Below are 17,542 nucleotides of genomic sequence, written 5' to 3'. Positions count from 1 at the left end.
GATGCCGCCACACGCGCCTGGCTGAACAAGGGCCGCATCCGCGCTTTCACCTCGCGCAGCGATGACGCCCAAAGCTCCAGCGTCGCCTCGATCGATGCTCCCGTCACCACGACCTCCTCGTCATAGTGACCCATTGATTCAGAACACGATCAAGAACGCAACTGTAATGCTAGGCTGCGCCGGGACGCCGCACCGGATCAGTGCGCGACGCCCAGCACCATCCAGATCGCCATGGCGACCATCATCACGTTCTCGGTGAGCGACAGGAAGCCCAGCGGCACATTGCTGTCACCGCCCACGCACGCGCATTTCAGCTCGCGCTTGTCGACATACACGGCCTTGATGACCGAGACCGCCCCGATCGTCCCGATCACCAGCGCGATCGGCACCGACAACCAGGTCAACACGCCGGCCGCCATCAGCACGCCCGCCGCGCCTTCCGCGTAGGGGTAGATATAGGAGTATGGCACCCAGCGTTTGGCGAGCAGATCGTAGTTGAGGAACATGGTCGCGAACTTCTCAACGTTCTGGAGCTTCAACAGCGCCAGCACGCACATGGAGAAGGCGATGAACCACTCACCGGCGCGTACCGTGAACGGTGTGCCGAGCACGGCATAGCTGGCCGCCAGCGCCATCAATGCCGTCATCGCGAACACAACCGCAACCGGCCGGTAGGTCACCGCCTTGGGGTCGGCCACGGTCTTGCCGAAAAACCGGCGCAGATCGTCGTAGCCGCCTACCCGCTCGCCACCGATGAAGGTCTGGGGTGTCGTTTTGACCCCGTGCTCGGCTTTGAATGCCTCGGTTTCCTCGCGCGTCGTCAGCCATTGGTCCTCGACCTCGTAGCCGCGTCGGTGCAGCAGGTCCTTTGCCTTCAAGCCGTAGGGGCAGGTGTGCGTCGGCATCACCATGCGGTAGATCGTTGCCTTCTTGGGCGCCGCGGTCGCCATGTTCTTCTCCACCATGTTCGCGACACCTATATAGGGGCCGTACTATGGTACGGAGTCAAGGCATGGCCGACGTGACAATTGCGGGGCTCGCGCGCGAGGGCGGCGTCGGTGTGGAAACGGTGCGCTATTATCAGCGTAGAGGGTTGCTTGAGACGCCGGCGAGGCCAGAAGGATCGGGCTCGAATGGCGGTATCCGCCGCTACACAGCGGACGATGTTCGCCGGCTCCGTTTCATCCGATCGGCGCAGGCCGCTGGCTTTACGTTGGAGCAGATCGGGGAACTGGTGGCGCTGGACGCGACCGATGATCGCGCTCGGGCACGCCAGCTTGCCAACGAGCGGATCGCGGCGCTGGATTTGAAGATCCAGGAGTTGAAGCGCGTGCGCGCATCCCTCCATCGCCTCGCCAGCGAATGCGGGTCCGCCAATCATGGCCCTTGTCCGATCCTGCAGGCGTTCGAGGCGGCCACCTCTGCGGATCGATAGCTGCGCTCGCCGTCTAAAATTGAGGTAAATATCAGGTAACTGACGTCCAGCGAAGGCTTTCCTTCGTACAAGAAACAGCAACAGAAAAAGAGAAGGCTGCTTATAGCGCCTATCGTGTAGGATCAGACTGATCGCTACACCTCCGCATCTCGCCGAACGGCGAATTGCCCATTCTCAGGAAGTCATGCATGGGCTCCGGTATTTTGCAATTAGCGTGCGCGGCCGTTCGCCGACGTGAACGAGCCCGCTGCTGTCGCAGCGGATCCGAGGCCGCAAGAGCCGCCATGTCACCGCCTCAGCGGGGGCATCGCTGCGCTGCTTGGGGGGCTCCACGCTGCCCCCGCTGCCACCGCGAGTGCCATTTCTATCTGGCGGAGAATGTGTCTTTTCTAACTGGCGGCAACATGTTACAGTGCTTGAGGGGAGTTTACCAGAACTCTCGACTGCCGCGTATTTCACGCCACGCACTGTCCCATTTAACTCCAACCTCGCTACTGACAGGTCGAGAGCCAGGCTCAAAGTCGGTCATCGCGTCATCAATGTGCTGCGACGGCGCTCCTGAATTAAACGGCGCGATCCGGTGCCGTCGAAGGTGCCAGACATAGGCCTTCTCGTGTTCGCTTGCCGGCGCGGCCCTTCCCCAAGCCACGTCCTGAAATTGGCGCTGTGCAGCGCTCCTGGGGCGCCGCTCGCGCAGTCGCAGCGCTTCGTAAAAGCCTAAATGCGCCGCCAGCAGCTCCTCGTACCGAGCAGCTACGCTAGGATCCTCTACTGCCTCCTTCGCCGTCATCGCGCTTCCTGCAACGTCGGAAAGAACAAACACGGAAAACCGCTCGCTAAGTTCAATACGGTCTGCTACGCTTTGCAAGCGTAAATCGCGCCTGATTAAGCCGATCGGTGCAGGAGGAGCGGCCATGTTGAACCACGATACTGGTCAGATGGACTGGGATGCCGGCCGAGCTCAAGGACCAGCATTCCCCGCCTCGTCCTTCTCAGTAAATCCGGACAATCTTTTCGACCCCTCTACCCCTCGCGGCAGAGAGTTGCTCGACGAGGTTTACCCGTCCCGCACCGCTGACGTGGAAAACGAAGTGTCGCCGCACGCACGTTGGATCGTTGTTGCCGTGCTGGTTGCCATGTTTATCGGCCTATTCCTTATTCCTGGGCATTCCTAAGCTGGAACCGCTTGGGGTCGACCGGTCTGCCATCCTTCCAAAGCTCGTAATGAAGGTGCGGGCCGGTCGACTTGCCCGTGCTTCCTACCCGACCAAGAACTGAGCCCGCCTCGATGTTGCTGCCTACCGGAAATGCCGACCGGTCCTGCATGTGGAAGTACTTGCTTTGCGATCCATCGCCATGCTGCAGCACTAGGTAGTTTCCAGCACCGCCTCCTTGGAAGTCATTCTTCACCACTCGACCGGACGCTGGCGCACGGATTTCAGTGCCCAGTGCTGCCGCGATATCGACGCCGCGGTGATGATGCCCCGGTTGCCCGGTCACCGGGTCTATGCGGCCCCCCATGTTCGAGCTCAATCGTCCGGAGATCGGCAGCGTTGCCCGCTCTCCCCGCGGTAGCTCATAAACGTGGCTTGTTCCCTGGCCCATGCCGAGCGTGTCGCGCGCCCAATCACGCGCTCCCTCGACGCCGGGGAGTGTCGCCGGGATCCATGCGTCATTCCGCTCCCGAACGTGGTCGCCTAGGCGTCCGGCCGTATCCTTAGCGTCGTCGACCTGATTGCCAATTTCGAAGGCCTGACGGGTGATGCGTGCCGAGGCGTTCGGGATCGCGTCCGAGACCTCACCCGCGAGATCGTGATCACGTGAGCTCTCGCGGATAGATACATCAGGACCCTGAGCAGCCACATTAGCAGCCCGATGTCCGCCCCACTGGCGAACACCAGCCGCAGTCGTCGACGCGGGACCATGCAAGGTCCCACGCAGATGCTCGGGAACGCTGACGCCGAGCTCGTTCCGCACCTCGGCAACTCGTCGCTCCATGAAGTCGCCAAGAAGGATGTCTCGGACCTGCTCCTGCTCCCGAGTACGCGGCATCACCATGCCGGGCGTCCAGCCAGACTGCGAAAGGTTGTCATCTTGCAGCAACCGCTCTTGCGCGTACGTTACGAACTCCTGGGTCTCGTTACGGCTCAGCGACCAGCCCCTCGAGGAGGCTTCACGAACGTCGTTGCTGACGCGCTGGAATGTCTCCTCCGCGCGGGTCGCCTCGAGCGACGCCGACCGCGATTCACCGACACTAACCCCGAGCTTCTGCGAAAGCGATCGGACTTCGCTGTCGCCACTAGAGCTTGTCTCGCGGAAGAACTCGTCCCGTGCTGCCTTCGCTTGGGTGGAGTTAGTCTCCCTGGTGAGATATTCCTTCATCTCGCCGAGCGCCTGATCACCGCTTACTGTTCGACCGGTATTTTCAGAGGCTATCGAGGCAAGCCGCATAGCAAGGCCACCTTTTGCGCTGACGTCGGCAAACTTATTCTTCCAAACCTTTGCAAGTGCTTCAATGCCTGCATTCGCATCGCCAGTGGTTTGAGTGGCGCGTGAGACCAGCTGACTGTCAGCCTCGCTCAAGCCAAACCGGCTAGTGAGGCCGTTCGCCATGCCTCTGGATACATCGGTCATCTTGGCGACGCTGTTGTTGAAGCCAGATCCGGTCTCAGTCGAACTCCCACGACGTCGCTCAGCCGCGCTCAGCAGGTCGGTGGCCGTCGTAGCGGTCGCATTCCAGGACTGGGAAGCCGAGTTACGCAGCGAGTCCGTATGAGATTGGCCGTCCGATAGAGCCCTGCTCATCTGGCTATCGAACCCGGCCGTGCGCGTCGGCGTAAACCCGAGACGCGAGATCCCCTGAGACGTGTCGAAGGCGTTGGACCCGTCCGAGAAGCCGTACGTCACGCCACCATCGGCGTTCGTGAAGGAGCTGACGGCATAGCCCGAGTTGAACTTCGGCTGATCGTCGAACTTGTTTGCCTGCGTGTTGTTGGCCGTGAGGTTCTGGAACGAGGTGTTCCCGTACGAATAGTTGCCCGTCGTCCGCTCGGTCGCGGCCTGCTCCGCGGCGCTCTGGGCGGGCTGCAGCATCGACGTCGCGTGCCCGGCGATCGCCATGGCGCCGCGGGCCATCCCGCCGGCGATGAAAGGCACGCTCATCATCAAGAAGCCAGCCAGCGTCGTGATGGACTCGTTCACGCTCGCCATCCCGTCGACCACCAGCAGGCTCGGCCCGGTTGGCGAGACGGCGTGGTAGAGGCTGGCTGCCCTGCTCATCACGAACATGTGCAGGATGACGTAGAGCGGCCCCCAGGAGGCGAGATAGAAGAAGCCGGTCGCATAGCCCTTCAGCGTCTGCACGCCGGTGCGCGGGAATAGGAACAGCGGGAAGAGCACCGGGAACATCGCATAGAAGACCACGGTGAGGACGATCCCGAGGAGCGGCACCCAAGTCATCGCCTGCTGCGCGATAGAGGTGTAGGTGTTCTTCGCCTGAGCGTCAGCGCGCTGCGCCGCATAGGCGTCCCAGCCGGCCTCGGAGAAGCTCTCGCGCGCCGCAAGGAAAGCATCGATCATCGAGACTTGGCGTAGATAGCTATATGCGTCTCCGCTCGATCCGTGCATCTCCTTCGCGACGATCGGCAGATCGTCCTTCAGGCGCTGCGCGGCGATGTCGTCGGCAACACCTGGATAGGCACTCTTGGAGAACCAGGGGATGTCGTTGTCGTACTCGGCCTTCCACTGGTTGGACATCCGCGTGTAGGCCTCGTTGCACGGGATGATCGAGTTCTCCGTAGTGTCGGTGCCGGTCGACGTTATCCAGCGTTGGCTGCGCGCCGGCGAGCCCGGTCCGATGTCCTCCCAAAGGTGGTTGGACTTCGTCAGCTGGTTCATCGACTTGAAGCCAAGCAGCACGTCGTAGAACGTACATTGCTTCAGGTGCTCGTCGATGTTGGCGCGGAATACGCTGTTGGTCAGCTCGAAGGAGCGCGCCTTGTCCATCAAGCGCGCGCCGTAGATCATGCCGTTGGTCGACAGGGCGAGCGCATTCGGCATGACGAAGACCGTCTCGGCCGACCGGGTCAGCCAGTCACCGGCTTGGCTCGTGAAAGATGCCATGACGCCGAGACCAAGCGGGACGTTGTCCACGACGGCCGGCGCGAGCCCCGGGTTGATCCGGTCGGTGACCTTGATCGTGACGGTCGGCACCATCAGCATCATGTAGATGAGGGTCGACTGCAGGAACCAGTTGAACCAGGCGCGCCAGTCCAACGAGAAGGCGACCACGAACAGCGAGTAGGTGAGCCCCATCACCATCACGACCTGAAGCATCGAGCGGTAGCCCCCGCCCCCGCACCACGCCGCGACCGCGTTCAGCACGTTGACGATGAACTCGCCCCCGCCGATCGTGAAGACTTCAAGCGCGCCCATCGTAGTCGCTCCCTGCCCTGCTGCTTACCGAAGACCCTGCGAGCTCAGACCGCGCCCGAAGCGGAGCGAGGCGGTCATCTGCGGGCTCATGGTGTTCTTCAGCGTCGATTCCAGGAACTGCGTTTGCTGGATGACACGGTAGGTGTTCTGCACGTCGGCCGACATCTTCGTGCTCCGGCGCGCCAACTCGGTCTTCACGTTGTCGACCTGCTTGCGCCACGTCTCGAACTCCGTGGTGGAGACGTAAGCGGCACCCTGTTGCGACTGCGAGATGACGTCGAGCATGCGGTCGAGCATCGAGATGAGCATATCGATTGCCACCATCTCGGACAGGGTAGCCTTGTCGCCCGAGCCTAACCCCATGTGCGCTGCCTCGTTGACCACGAGGATCTTGTAGAGCGGGATCGACGTCATCCCGAGGAGGTTGATCTCGTCGCCGGACAGCGCGGCGTTCGAGCGGATCTTCGCGCTCATGCTGTCCATCATCTTCAGCACCCGGGTGCGCAGCGCGACTTCGGTAGGGATGCTGAGCTTGGTCGACGTCGGGCTGATGCACCCCTTTTCATCCGTCGTGTCACACGACCACACATCGGTCGGCGCCGATGCCGTGCCGTCGAGAAGAGCCTGGTACGTGTCCCAGCTTGCCGGAGCGATGAAGCGGAAGCCGCCCATGCTGTCGGCCTTCTTGGTGGAATCGTAGATGATCGTGCCGACCATCGTCATCAGGAACTCGGCATATTCCTTCGATGGCTTGGTCGCGCTTTTCGCGTTGAGCGCATACCAGGTATAATTCTTCGACTGGACCAGCTCGGCAGCGTCGCCGGCCTTGGCGATCGTGTCCTCGCGCTCGCCCTTGTTCGTGCAGCCGTGACGGGCCGACGCGGCATCCGAGAAGAAGCCTTTGGCGCCGCCCACCTGCTGGCAGATGGTGGAGCTAGCGCCGTCCATCTTGGGCCAGATCGATCCGATCGCCTGTTGCGCGGCCTCGCAGCTCGACATGTTGAAGGCGTTGAGCGCCTGAACGCGCTGGCTCATGTCCTTCATTACCCCGCCGATCTGCGCGGAGATGCTGTCGATCGCGAGCTGGAACGCGAAGCCGATTGCGTTGTTCGCTGTCGCCTTCAACGTGGCGACCATCTCGTCGGCGTTGATGAAGCTGAAGCTGCCGGCGAACAGATCGATGCCGCCGCAGCCTGCGCGCGCCGATGGCAGCGCCACGCTTACCGGATTGATCGACTTCTGGGGGAACCGGCTCCACACCGAGCCGCCCGAGTAATAGCCAGCCGATTGGCCGTTGAACGCGGTAGGACCGGTGACGTTCGCCGACGCGTCCGCCGAGTTGAAATAGCTGTTCATCTCCTGCCCGACGTCGGCCATGGCGGGCTGCGAGACGAGACCGAACACCGCCAGCAACATGGTCAGCTGCGCGAAGGTCGCTGCGGTGACCCTCGCGAGGCGGCGCGGGGTGAGGCACTGGATGAGCCGGCGCATCAGAAGTCACTCCCGGGTTCGACGCTGGTGAGGGTGAAGATGCGGTCCATCACCTCGTCTGCGGCCATAACACCGTACCCGATTGGCATCGGACGCTTGGTGACGGTGTCGAACAGGACGAGAGCAGGCACCTGGCCGCCCTGCATGCCCATCGCGCGGTATTGGCCTGTGTCGACGGTGAAGTTGGGGAACGTCTTGGACGGTCCCCCATCGAGCGAGACCGCCATGACCGTCAGGCCGAAGCGATCCGACACGCTTCGCATGATCGGCCCGAACACCTCGCACGCCGCGCAGGCGGACGAGTAGAAGTAGAACACGCCGTAGCGCTTAGAGATCGATCCCAGCACGCGGTTCTTGTCCGCGGTGCGCGTGTCGAGCCATGTCCGCTTGCCCAGCTGATTGACCGGGCGCTGCAGCGTGTAATCCAGCTCGGGGTTCTGCCAGATCGACCGGCGCCACATGTCCGCGAACGACGAAGCCCGGTTGAGCTGCTGCCGCTGGTAGCTGATGTAGGAGGAGACGTTCTCCGGGGTCGGGTCCAGGATCGCCCTCGCCTTCTTCTCGTCCAATTCCTTGCCGATCGCCGCCAGCTGCTCGGCCGCGGACTGCGCCGGCTGCGCCGCCTTGCGATCCGACGGGTTGGGCTTCGGCTTCTCACAGTAGAACCACGTTCCGAGCTTACGCTCCCCGCAGTAGAACGCGTCGCCCATCTGGCTGGCGACGCGGCGGTCATCCTCGTCGCGAACGGCGTCCGGCCTACCCTGCCCGCGCATCGTCACGCTGTCGGATAGCTCGGACGTCGCTTCGTCGCCGGCGATCGGCTCTTCCGCATACCGAGCCTGGGCGATCGCCGCTGGTGGCACGATCGCGCCAGCGGCAAGCGACGCGAAGAGAGCGAGCGTGAGTGTGGTGCGCATTATCGGTCCCCGTCCTTGTGCTGGTTTCCCTCCTCACTCGCCTTGCGATCGAGGTAGGCTTTCATCGTCGAGAGCATGTTCGGCTCTTGGGCCGAGACGAGCTTGGTCACGTCGTCGGCGAGGATCCTGAACAGCGAGCCGTAGAGACCCATCACGATCCTGGCGGTGTGCCGGCGTGGGTAGAGCGTGTCGCCACGCCGCAGCACGTAGTTCGCGCGCACGAGCCGGCCCGCAGTGGGCTCGAGATCCGAGACGCCAAGCTTGCAGTCGAACCACGCGTCCAGGGTCGGGAGCAGGAAGGCCAGCGGGTGCGGCCCGGCACGCATGAGCGCGATCAGCAACGCGAACTCCATGACCGACATGTCGGTGAAGCGGCGATGACGGTCGAAGGGCGCGACATCGCTCATTACGGCTTCCTCGTTTCGTAGTAATCCTTGATCCGCTGCTGGATCATGGTCGACGTCGCGAGCTCATCCGGAAGCTTCGCGGCGTCGGTGAACTCGGCAACGACCTCGGAGAAGTCCATCACCGAGAGGTTGAGGCGCGAGAACTCGTCGATCGTGAACCCTTCGCACGTGCCCTTCTTGGCGCTCCCCCAAGGCTTGCCGAGCTGCGGTCGGCCCTGCTCCTGGAGGATGCGCGTCAGCTTGGATGCAAAGCAGCAGTAAGCATCCTTCGACGTCACGCAGATGCCGAGAACCTTGTCCGAGCAGTAAGAGCCAAGCTTGTGGCAGAGACCCTTGTCGTCCTTCTCGTCCAACTGCTTCTCGGCCGAGCTGCATAGCCAGGGGGTGAGCAGCGGCACGCCCTTGCCCGAACAGCAATTAGAGGCACCAAAGATCTTCTTGTTGCAGGTCTCTCGGGTTCCCGAGAACAGCGTCAGCGTGTTCTCGTTGAACTCCGCATTGGCCTGACCCAGCGCGTGAAGCCCGACGACCGCGTCCTTGAACTCCGTCGACGCCTCACGCTCGACCGGCTCGCAGTCGCCGTTAATGCAATAGACGTCGTCGCCGCAGATATACTGCTTGGCGTCGTCCTGCTTATCGGGGAGCGGGCATTTGTAGACCTTGGTCGAAACCTTGCACGGCCCGTCCTGCGGATCGTCGAGGCACTCGTCGCGGACGTAGCTGCACTTCGGATTGCCGGCGAGGCTGGCACAATCCGAGGTCTGGATCATGCTCGTGCAGGTGTAGGTGCGCTCCCAGTTCCAGCACGCGCGGGTGACCTGAACCCCATTGATCGTCCGGGTGGTCGGATCCGGATCGACACAGGTCTCACCCTTAAGCTCGCACGTCTTGCCGCTCGTCGCCGCGTTGCACATGGCCTCGTTGCAGCGCTCGTTCACGACCTGACCGGTTGTCTCGGTTGCGTAGTAGCGCTGCGCGGCCGGGGAGTCGCACTCGTACGTGATCTCCTCGCCCTCTTCGACGTCGGGCTCGTAGCACTTGGTGATCGTGCCTTGACGACAGACGTTGTAGAGAACCGTGGCGCGTGATCGCTCGCGGCAAATGCCTTGGGCGACTGGCTGCGTGAAAGCCGGCGTGCAACGCCGGGCGGTGTTGTCATTGGACATCGGGCGGCGACCCACCCAGTTCTCGCAGGTATAGATGTATTTGGTCGAGCCCGGGATCACGTCGACGACGAGGGGCGTGCGGCAGATCGCTTCGCCTTCCTCGACCTTCGTGCCCGAGTTGCAGCTCGCCTCGTAATAGCCGGTGCTGCCGCTCGGCGGGAGCGGCTTGCAGCTGCCGTCGGTTGCGCCCATCGATTGTCCGTCGAGGTAGCTGTTCGGATCCTTCTCGACGTCCTGCGCACGGGTGATCTCGTTTGGTGCGAGCGTCACCTTCACCCGATCCGGATCGGTGACCATCTTCCAGGCCTCGTTGCTACCTACCGCGGCGTTGCCGGCTGCGGTCAGCCCGTCGGGATCGTCCGCATACGCCTCAGCGGGGTTCGCAGCCGGCGAGTAGCCCGGGACACTGGTCAGAGGCGTCGACGTGGGGAGACTGGCGGCACTAGCGCGCGCCGGCTTCGCGAGCGCCTTCGCATCTGCGCGGGCTTTGTCGAGGTCGCCTTTGGGGAAGACATAGGGCTGACCCTGGATCTGCGCGCTGGGCTGCTGAACCGCCTGCGCACGGACAGCGGCCTGAGCGGTTGACTGGGTCGGCGAATGGGTTACCGACAGCGCCGGTGCCGAGGTGACACTAGGCTTCGGTGTCGGCGTGGGCGTCGGCGTCGGGGCGGTGCGCTGGTTGAAGTAGGTGTAATCGCCCATGTCATAATAGCCGCCGCCCGATTGGGTCTGCGCCTGGCCGCTCGTCTGAGCCTCGAGCGCGACCGGCACCGCGAGCAAGGCGGCGAAACCGGCGAGGATGGCGCGGCCCCCAGCCATGGTCAGGGTGCCCGGCCGAGGTTGGCGAGCGCGGTCTTGGCGATCAGCGCGCCCGGCCCGTTCGCGTCCGAGAAGGTCTCGAGCGCATAGCGGACCGTCACGTTTCCGACGATCCGGTCAAAGGGTGGCGGTTCGCTGCGACAGGTGAGCCCATCGCAGGGCGTGAAATCCGTGGAGGTGACGACCATCGCCGGCACCGCATCGACATTGAAGGCCCGGAAGAGCCGCGGATCGATGCCGATCGAGGCGAACTGCTGATCCTTGGTGACGACCTTGGAGAGCGCGGCGATGAAGGCCTTGCCGGAATTGCCTGGAAAGCCGCGAAAGACCACAACGCCTCCCGCAGCCGACGTGTCGGCGATGATCTGCTTGAGCGCCTGCTCCGGCATCGAGGTCGAGACGAACACCATGAACTGCGGGGCGCTCCCGCGATTGTCCTTCATGTTCGCCGAGGCGGTCTGGATCATCTCGTCGAAGTCGACGGCACCCGCCGGCCCCTTGGGCAGGTTCGCGCGATCGATCGTCCGTACCTGCTCCATCGCGACCGCGTGGACCGTCTCCGCGTCCTTCCGGAACGCATCACCGCGCCGCTGCACTTCGGTCGAAAGCGCCTGCGCGTCGGCCGCCATCGTCTCCGAGCGCGCGCGGATCGCGTCGAGGTTCAATCCTTCCACGGTCTGGCCCAGCACCGCCGCACCGGTGCCCAACGTCGCGAGAGCCGCAGCTGAGAGAAGGAGCTTGCGCATGGGGACTATCCTCACAGCATGCAGCAGTTGCGCTTGCGCCAAAGCAGATACCCGAAGTCCTCTCCCCCTACGGGGAAGGCACGGCCGGCATCGGGCGGAAGCGTTGAAGCGCCGATTGGCGAGCAGGCATATTTCCCACTGACGGTCGGTGTCGGGTTGGTCATCTGAATCCGATATTGCGACTTCTTCAGGATCGGCATGATGTACTTGTTGCAAAGGGCCTTTGACCCTGCCGTGCCCCAGGCCAGACCCTGGCGGTGCATCTTGAACAACAGCCGCTCCGCGGCGAGGCGTGAGGATTGAACGGGCGAGTTGTGGGCAGCCACATTGCCGTTCATCGGGAACATCGAGCCGTTGCACCCATCGCACCAGAACATCTGGTCGATCGGCAGCTTGGCAGTCGCCGCGGCGCAGTCGGCCGCGCAGGCGGCCACCGCGATCGGATTGTTGAACAGCGCCACTTCCGGATTGATGACCGTGGTCAGGGTGTCGTCGTTCCAGAGCGGATCGATCTCGGTGATGTAGGCAACGTCGAAGGTCGTCTGCTCGAAGCAAGCGAAATCGGTGAGGATCTCGAGCCAGTAGAGCAGCGGATAGACGTAATAGTGCGCCTGCCAGTTGGCCGAAGCTTGGGTCGCCCCACCCTTGATCAGCGGCCCGGTATATTGGCCCTGCCCAATATCGAGCCCCGGGTTGAGCCGCAGACCACCAAGATTCGGAAAGCACCACGGCTTGGTCGTCACGTCGACGAGACGAGCGGGCTCCCAGAAACCGATCGCGATGCCGATCCGCGGCACCGGGCTGCCGCAGGCGCAGACCGGCAAGTCAGGGTTGTTGGTGTCGGGACGCGAACCCGGCCAGATATGCAGCCCGCCCACCGACAGCGGGAACAGGCACGACCAGCAGACGTCCGTGATGGGATTGACGAACTTGCCGGTGCAATTCGACGGGCCTGCGCTCGCCGGCGCCGGCAGCAGCGCGAAAGCTGCAACGATGCCGAGAAGTGCGAGCAGCCGGCGGATCATGCGACGTCGCCCCCTTCGCGAACCGCGACGAGTTGGTCGAGATAGGCGTTATCCGCCCGGTTCTTGGTCGTCGCGTAGACCGGCACCAGGATGGCGAGCACGACGATCAGCAGCGCCGCGATCCCCCCTGCCCCGTTGCCGATCACGCTGCGCAACGGAGCCAGCGACACGATGGTCATCACCAGCAGCGCAGCGCATCCGAGGATCGTCAGCCTCATCGCCTTGAGGCGTGGCGTCTCGGGAGCCGCCATCGGTGTGCGGAGCATGTCGAGCCACATCATGACGCACGTCCCGGCAGTTCGACTTCGCTGACCCGCATCGCCTGACCTTCCGGCGCGACGATCGCGGGGACATGGGTGATGCCGAAATGGCCGCTGAGCCGGCCCTGCTGGTCGAAGAAGAAGCGACGCTTCTTCTCGCCCATGCGCTCGAACGGCGAGCCGGCGACGAAGATGATCTTGGCGGCGGTCGCGCTCCAGCGCTTCAGCGCCCAATCGACCTGAGCGTCATCACGTCCGTCGATGAACACGAGGTCTGTCTTGAGCGACACGAACGCGAGCGGATTCACTCGGGTGCCGGCCGCAGCGACCAGGTTACCCTTCACATCGCGCAGATCCCGATCGAGGACGATCGACGGATCGAAGGTCCAGCTCTTCGCCTCGCGGACTGGCGTGATGCCGCTCACCGGTAGCGGGTTGCGCACGCGGTTCTCGGCATTCGCACGCATGGTCGCCTGCATGCGCTCGATACCCCCGTTCGCCTGCAGCGCCTTGAGGCGACCATCGATCGTAGTCAGGAGATCGGGCTCAGCGATGCCCCAGGTCTGCCCCATGACGCCATGGTCGCGCGCGAGGGCGCCTTGCACGAGCGGCCAGGACGAACTGGCGACGAGCGCCGCAGCGAACGTGCCCGCGGCGAGCAGACGGCGCGCGGTCATAGGATGGGTGTCCCGGTGCCGATGATCTGGCTCGCGCAGGCGAAGCCGATCTCGGCGTAGCGGCTGTCGAACCCGTCGGGATGCGGCGTGCCGACATAGTAGCAGCCACGCGGCACTCGGCCGACCGGTCCGGGCGTAAGCGGCTCGCCGGTGCGGGTCAGCGGCTTCATGTGCGCGACGCGAACGCCGTCGACATAAACGTCCGATCCGCGGTGCTCGACGAGCGCACCGGGCATGCCAATCACGCGCTTGCCGAAGGGCCCGGAGGTCGGGCCGAAATGGCGCTGCACGAGCGGGTTCGCAGGCGGTGCGAAGAAGACATAGTCGTCTTTCGCGGGTGTATGGTGGAGGTGGACGAAGAAGGCCCAGTTCGGGAGGCTATCGCTGGCGTTGATGAGGAAGGCGTTGTTCTTCTGCCAGTCCGCGATCGTGTTGTAGGAGGCCCAGGCAACAGCCATCAGCGCCACCGCGCTCCACTGCCTCACGCGCTTGGTGAGAAGAGCGCGCCGGTCGACCGCACCCGGAGCAGCGGTTTGCCCCGGTGCGGTCTGTTCGAGCAGGGCGGCCTTACTGGCCACTGTTCGACCCGCTGACTGAGGGGGCGATCGCGGCATCGAGTGCGGAGCCCTGCGCCGGCGGTGCGAAGGGTGATGCGGCCGGCGCGATCGGCGCGGCTGCCCCGGAGGCTGATGGGGCAACCGCGCCAACCGCGGGACCTGCCGGCGATGCTGGGGCGGCCGCGGGAAGCGGGGCCTTCGCATAGACCGCACGGCGGATCTGATCTGTGATGTCTGGTACGTTCTTGGAAAGAATGGCCTCGCCGACGAGAACGGTGGTGCCCGATGCGCCGATCTTCTGCAGCTCCTGATCGAGCGCCCCCATGAAGGCGCGCGTCTGAGCCGCCACGGCTTCTGGTTGCCCATTGCTGTGGCTCTGCGCCTGGACGTACTCGCTGACGATCGTCTCGAGCCGAACGCTTGCCATCGGCACCGCCGCGGCCGGGCTGGCGATGTGCTTGGTGACCCAGGCTACCCACAGCAGCATGACGGTCGCGATCGCGGCCATCGCCCAGGTGATCGGCGGCAGGCCCTCGGCTTTCTTGGCGGCCGGCGGTGGTGCACCAGGCGCCCTGCGCGAACTCGGCAGTTCGGCGCCAGAGAAGTCGAACCGATCGGAAGCCGTATCGGTCGGGTGAGCGGCCGCGGCCGGCGCAGGCGTGTCGAGGACGTCAACCATGACGGGGGCCTTTCGAGGGAACGAGGATCGCGATGAGCAGCTGCCAGCGCAGCAGAGCGATGACCCCGAAGATGAGGATGGCGACGATTCGCAGTTCGCCGACGAACGTCGCCCGCCGAACGGCATCGGCCGAGACGAAGCGCGATCCCAGGTTGGCGACCTGCGAGAAGAAGCCGAGCGGGGTGAAGTTGCCCAGCATGAGGAAGAACAGGACAGTCACGCCCATCGCCGCGAGCGTCGTCATCGCTAGCCATCCTGAGAAGCGCAGCGCGACATAGCTCGTGTCAGCAATCGCCCGGCGGAGGTCGTGCTGCCAGCGGCGGGGCACTCGCCGCCGCGTCACGACCTGCCAGTCGCTGTCGAAGCCGTAACCGTCGGTCGCGCTCATTCCGCGGCCTCCAGATACTGCTCCGGATACGCGACGCGCTCGATCGCCTCGTCCATCGAAAAGCCCTGCTCGATCAGGTGCTCGATCGCGGCGAACGTCTGCGGACTCGAGGAATAGAGCGTGGCCGAATACTTATCGAGAACGAGCCGGCCGACCGCCTGGCTATCCGGGCCTTTGATCATGATGTCGGAATATTCGGCACCGTTGCGTTTCAGCGATCGAAGCAGGCTCTCGGTATAGGGGTCCATGTCGAACCGACCGTGCTTCTGGAAGTCCGAGATCGTGTCTGGCTTCTGCATGAGAATGACCGACCAGTCGCTGTTCTCCAGCGCCGCAAGGCTGCCCTCCGACTTGTAATAGTCGTTGAGGCTCTGCGTCGCGGTGATGAGCGAGGCGCCGTATTTGCGACACGTGCGGCTATAGGTCTCGACGAAGTCGGCCATCGATCCCCCACGCAGCATCTGCCACGCCTCGTCGATCAGCAGCGCCTTGGGGATCTGGCGATCCATGCGACGCATCGTCTGGCTCGACGTGAACATGATCGCGGTGAGCACGACGGAGCGGAGCTCCTCGCGACTGGCGAGGTCTGACAGCTCGAAGACGGTCAAGGCGTTCGACATGTCGACCGACGCCTCGCCGACGAAGAACTGGCCGTAGGTGCCCTCCGAGGAGAACGGGAACATCGCGATCGCGAGATCGGTGCCCTGCGGGCTGCCGTCGGTGCGCAGCTCCTGCACAACGTCGTCGACGCTGCCGCCGCGCCCCTTGGCCTCCCACACCCGATTGACGGCCCGGTCGATAAGGCCCCGCTCGGTGTCGTTGAGCTTGTCGATATGGCGGCCCATCTGCCCGATGATCGACTTGAGCATCGCGAGGGCGTCGACGAGATAATCTTCGTCCTTCGCCACGAGGGTCTCATCGATCATCGAGAACGGATTGAGGCTGAACCCGTCGCGCAGGCGGAACTCGACGAAATTGCCGCCGAGGCTCTTGGCCATGTGCTCGAACGAGCGGCCGTCGTCGATCACGATGATCTTGGCACCGACGCCGGCAAAGGCGGCGCACAGCTCCTGCAAGGCCACCGACTTGCCCGACCCCGACTTGCCGAACACCGCGACGTTATGGTTGCCCGCCTTGTTCTCGAAGGGCGACCAAAAGAAGGGCTGGCCACGCCGGCCGACGAACATCAGGTGCGGAAGGTGCCCGCCGAGATACTCACCCTGGATGGGAAGCATGTTCGCCGTCGTGCTGGTCAGCATCGTGCGCAGCCGCTTCATGCGCTTCAAGTCGCTGTCGATGCCGTTGCCGAGCGTCATCGGCAGGCACGACATGAACGCCATGATTTGGAGAAACCGCTCGTCCAGCAGGTCCCAGCCCGCCGCCTTGTACATCGATTTGACGGTGCGCTCGTTGGCATCGCCCTGCCCTTTCGGGCTGATGATGCCGACCGAATAATAGGCCTGGACGAGCTTCTTGCCGAGCCTGAGCTCCTGCGTCACGTGCTCCCATTCGCGGCTCTGATCCTTGAGCTGCGGGAGGAGCCTTGCCGACTTGGAGTCCGCGAGGCTCGAGGTGCGCATGAACTTGTAGCCGGCCTTGGACGATGCCGCCTGCTCGTCCTGGTAGCACAGACAAAGCGAGGTCAGCGTAGGACAGCCCGGGCGAAGCTTGTCGGAGAACATGTCACCGATCAGCTTCTGCACGTCCCAGGGCGCCCAGCGATTGGGCAGGTTTCGGACCGAGAAGAAGCGGTAGTCGAACGTGTCCGGGCGGATCTCCTCATAGGCCGTCTCGCCCGAAAGATTGGTGACCGCACGCAGCGGCTCGACCGAGACGAGGAGGCGATCCGCCTGCACCACCGTCTGCACGTCACGACGCATGCACTGATCGGCGATGGGGTCGAGCTCGGAATATTCGAGCACCTCCTCCGCCACGTTGAAGGCGGGAGCGGTGATGTCGTCGATCAGCGAGATGAGGTCGACCGGCTTCATGCGGGCCGACGGCATGTCGATCGACTGAAGCGTCGAGACGATGCCGTCGCGCACGCCGACAAGCTCCTCGGGGCTCGACTTGCCGCTCGCGATCGACACCGACAGGAAGATGCGGTGGTTGCGGACGTGGAAGGGACCGTCCTTCGACATTGACACCCACGCACCCTGGCGGAGGAAGGCTGAGCGATGCTCGGCGATCTTGCGGTGGACACCGCCGGCCTTGAAGCGCGGGAGCGCATATTGCGCGATTAGCTTGCCGACGCGCGGGCTCTGAAACGCGAGGATCTGCACGCGCGCGTTGGTGGGGATGCTTTCCGAAAGGAGCTGAGCCAGGATCTCGCCGGTCCGCTCGTCGGCGCCCATGAGCGGCGCGAGCTCGAGCGCGAAGCCGATCGAGTTGGTCTGGTAGAAGATGTCGTGTCGCTGATCGTAGCTGCGGTACGGCAGCCAGTTCGAGAGCATCGGCGCGTCGAAGGCCGGCGTGCCCTCGTCCGTTCCGCGCGTGTCGCCCAGCATGCGAGCGATGAAACCCCTCTTGGCTGCCATGTGA

Annotated in this window: 17 protein-coding genes and 1 pseudogene; 2 read left to right on the top strand and 16 right to left on the bottom strand. The window is 63.8% G+C overall.

Annotation, left to right across the window (positions count from 1 at the left end; genetic code table 11):
- Positions 1–124, bottom strand: a pseudogene (locus MF607_RS19010) (IS701 family transposase); the annotation flags it as partial.
- Positions 125–197: 73 nt separating this feature from the next.
- On the bottom strand, positions 198–965 hold the full coding sequence (locus MF607_RS19005; RefSeq protein ID WP_431311978.1) for a MauE/DoxX family redox-associated membrane protein: 768 nt from the start codon (positions 963–965) through the stop codon (positions 198–200).
- 47 nt (positions 966–1,012) lie between these two features.
- Here MF607_RS19005 and MF607_RS19000 point away from each other — a divergent pair, with 47 nt between their 5' ends.
- The gene (locus MF607_RS19000) at positions 1,013–1,435 is read left to right on the top strand and encodes a MerR family transcriptional regulator (protein WP_242121735.1); all 423 of its coding nucleotides are present in this window, start codon (positions 1,013–1,015) and stop codon (positions 1,433–1,435) included.
- 427 nt (positions 1,436–1,862) lie between these two features.
- Here the strand turns inward: MF607_RS19000 and MF607_RS18995 are convergent, their stop codons facing one another.
- Positions 1,863–2,351, bottom strand: a complete 489-nt coding sequence (locus MF607_RS18995) for a hypothetical protein (RefSeq protein ID WP_242121734.1) — start codon at positions 2,349–2,351, stop codon at positions 1,863–1,865.
- Between MF607_RS18995 and MF607_RS18990 the strand changes: the two genes are divergently transcribed.
- A complete protein-coding gene (locus tag MF607_RS18990; protein ID WP_242121733.1) occupies positions 2,350–2,610 on the top strand; it encodes a hypothetical protein in 261 nt (86 codons plus the stop codon). The genes MF607_RS18995 and MF607_RS18990 overlap by 2 nt on opposite strands.
- Here MF607_RS18990 and MF607_RS18985 read toward each other — a convergent pair.
- From MF607_RS18985 to traC, 13 genes are all read right to left on the bottom strand, one after another.
- Positions 2,591–5,869, bottom strand: a complete 3,279-nt coding sequence (locus MF607_RS18985) for a conjugal transfer protein TraG N-terminal domain-containing protein (RefSeq protein ID WP_242121732.1) — start codon at positions 5,867–5,869, stop codon at positions 2,591–2,593. The two genes, MF607_RS18990 and MF607_RS18985, sit on opposite strands and share 20 nt — an antisense overlap.
- Before the next feature lie 24 nt (positions 5,870–5,893).
- A complete protein-coding gene (locus MF607_RS18980) occupies positions 5,894–7,360 on the bottom strand; it encodes a conjugal transfer protein TraH (RefSeq protein WP_242121731.1) in 1,467 nt (488 codons plus the stop codon).
- Positions 7,360–8,133: a conjugal transfer protein TraF gene (traF, locus tag MF607_RS18975; protein WP_375272568.1), complete on the bottom strand. Its 774-nt coding sequence runs from the start codon at positions 8,131–8,133 to the stop codon at positions 7,360–7,362. Before traF ends, MF607_RS18980 begins: the two co-directional genes overlap by 1 nt.
- Positions 8,134–8,276: 143 nt before the next feature.
- Entirely contained in the window at positions 8,277–8,684 is a 408-nt protein-coding gene (locus MF607_RS18970) for a hypothetical protein (RefSeq protein ID WP_056433140.1), read from the bottom strand.
- Positions 8,684–10,669, bottom strand: a complete 1,986-nt coding sequence (locus MF607_RS18965) for a conjugal transfer protein TraN (RefSeq protein ID WP_242121729.1) — start codon at positions 10,667–10,669, stop codon at positions 8,684–8,686. The genes MF607_RS18970 and MF607_RS18965 overlap by 1 nt, the downstream gene beginning before the upstream one ends.
- 2 nt (positions 10,670–10,671) lie before the next feature.
- The gene (trbC, locus tag MF607_RS18960) at positions 10,672–11,415 is read right to left on the bottom strand and encodes a type-F conjugative transfer system pilin assembly protein TrbC (protein WP_242121728.1); all 744 of its coding nucleotides are present in this window, start codon (positions 11,413–11,415) and stop codon (positions 10,672–10,674) included.
- Between the two features lie 11 nt (positions 11,416–11,426).
- Positions 11,427–12,440 carry a conjugal transfer pilus assembly protein TraU gene (gene traU / locus MF607_RS18955; RefSeq protein ID WP_242121727.1) on the bottom strand — a complete coding sequence of 338 codons (1,014 nt, stop codon included), beginning with the start codon at positions 12,438–12,440 and terminating at the stop codon, positions 11,427–11,429.
- Positions 12,437–12,721 carry a hypothetical protein gene (locus MF607_RS18950; protein WP_242121726.1) on the bottom strand — a complete coding sequence of 95 codons (285 nt, stop codon included), beginning with the start codon at positions 12,719–12,721 and terminating at the stop codon, positions 12,437–12,439. Before MF607_RS18950 ends, traU begins: the two co-directional genes overlap by 4 nt.
- Positions 12,718–13,377 carry a type-F conjugative transfer system protein TraW gene (gene traW, locus MF607_RS18945; RefSeq protein ID WP_242121725.1) on the bottom strand — a complete coding sequence of 220 codons (660 nt, stop codon included), beginning with the start codon at positions 13,375–13,377 and terminating at the stop codon, positions 12,718–12,720. Before traW ends, MF607_RS18950 begins: the two co-directional genes overlap by 4 nt.
- Positions 13,374–13,955 (bottom strand): S26 family signal peptidase, encoded by a 582-nt coding sequence (locus MF607_RS18940; protein ID WP_242121724.1) that lies wholly within the window; start codon positions 13,953–13,955, stop codon positions 13,374–13,376. Before MF607_RS18940 ends, traW begins: the two co-directional genes overlap by 4 nt.
- Positions 13,945–14,613 (bottom strand): TrbI F-type domain-containing protein, encoded by a 669-nt coding sequence (locus MF607_RS18935; RefSeq protein WP_242121723.1) that lies wholly within the window; start codon positions 14,611–14,613, stop codon positions 13,945–13,947. The genes MF607_RS18940 and MF607_RS18935 overlap by 11 nt, the downstream gene beginning before the upstream one ends.
- The gene (locus MF607_RS18930) at positions 14,606–15,001 is read right to left on the bottom strand and encodes a hypothetical protein (RefSeq protein WP_242121722.1); all 396 of its coding nucleotides are present in this window, start codon (positions 14,999–15,001) and stop codon (positions 14,606–14,608) included. Before MF607_RS18930 ends, MF607_RS18935 begins: the two co-directional genes overlap by 8 nt.
- Complete coding sequence (gene traC, locus MF607_RS18925; RefSeq protein WP_242121721.1) at positions 14,998–17,538, bottom strand: type IV secretion system protein TraC; 2,541 nt, start codon at positions 17,536–17,538, stop codon at positions 14,998–15,000. Before traC ends, MF607_RS18930 begins: the two co-directional genes overlap by 4 nt.
- Positions 17,539–17,542: the final 4 nt, after the last annotated feature.

Source organism: Sphingomonas lacusdianchii, from assembly GCF_022664395.1.
Taxonomy (GTDB): domain Bacteria; phylum Pseudomonadota; class Alphaproteobacteria; order Sphingomonadales; family Sphingomonadaceae; genus Sphingomonas; species Sphingomonas lacusdianchii.
Note: the sequence above shows the minus strand (reverse complement) of the source record. Positions and strands in the feature narration are given on the sequence as shown.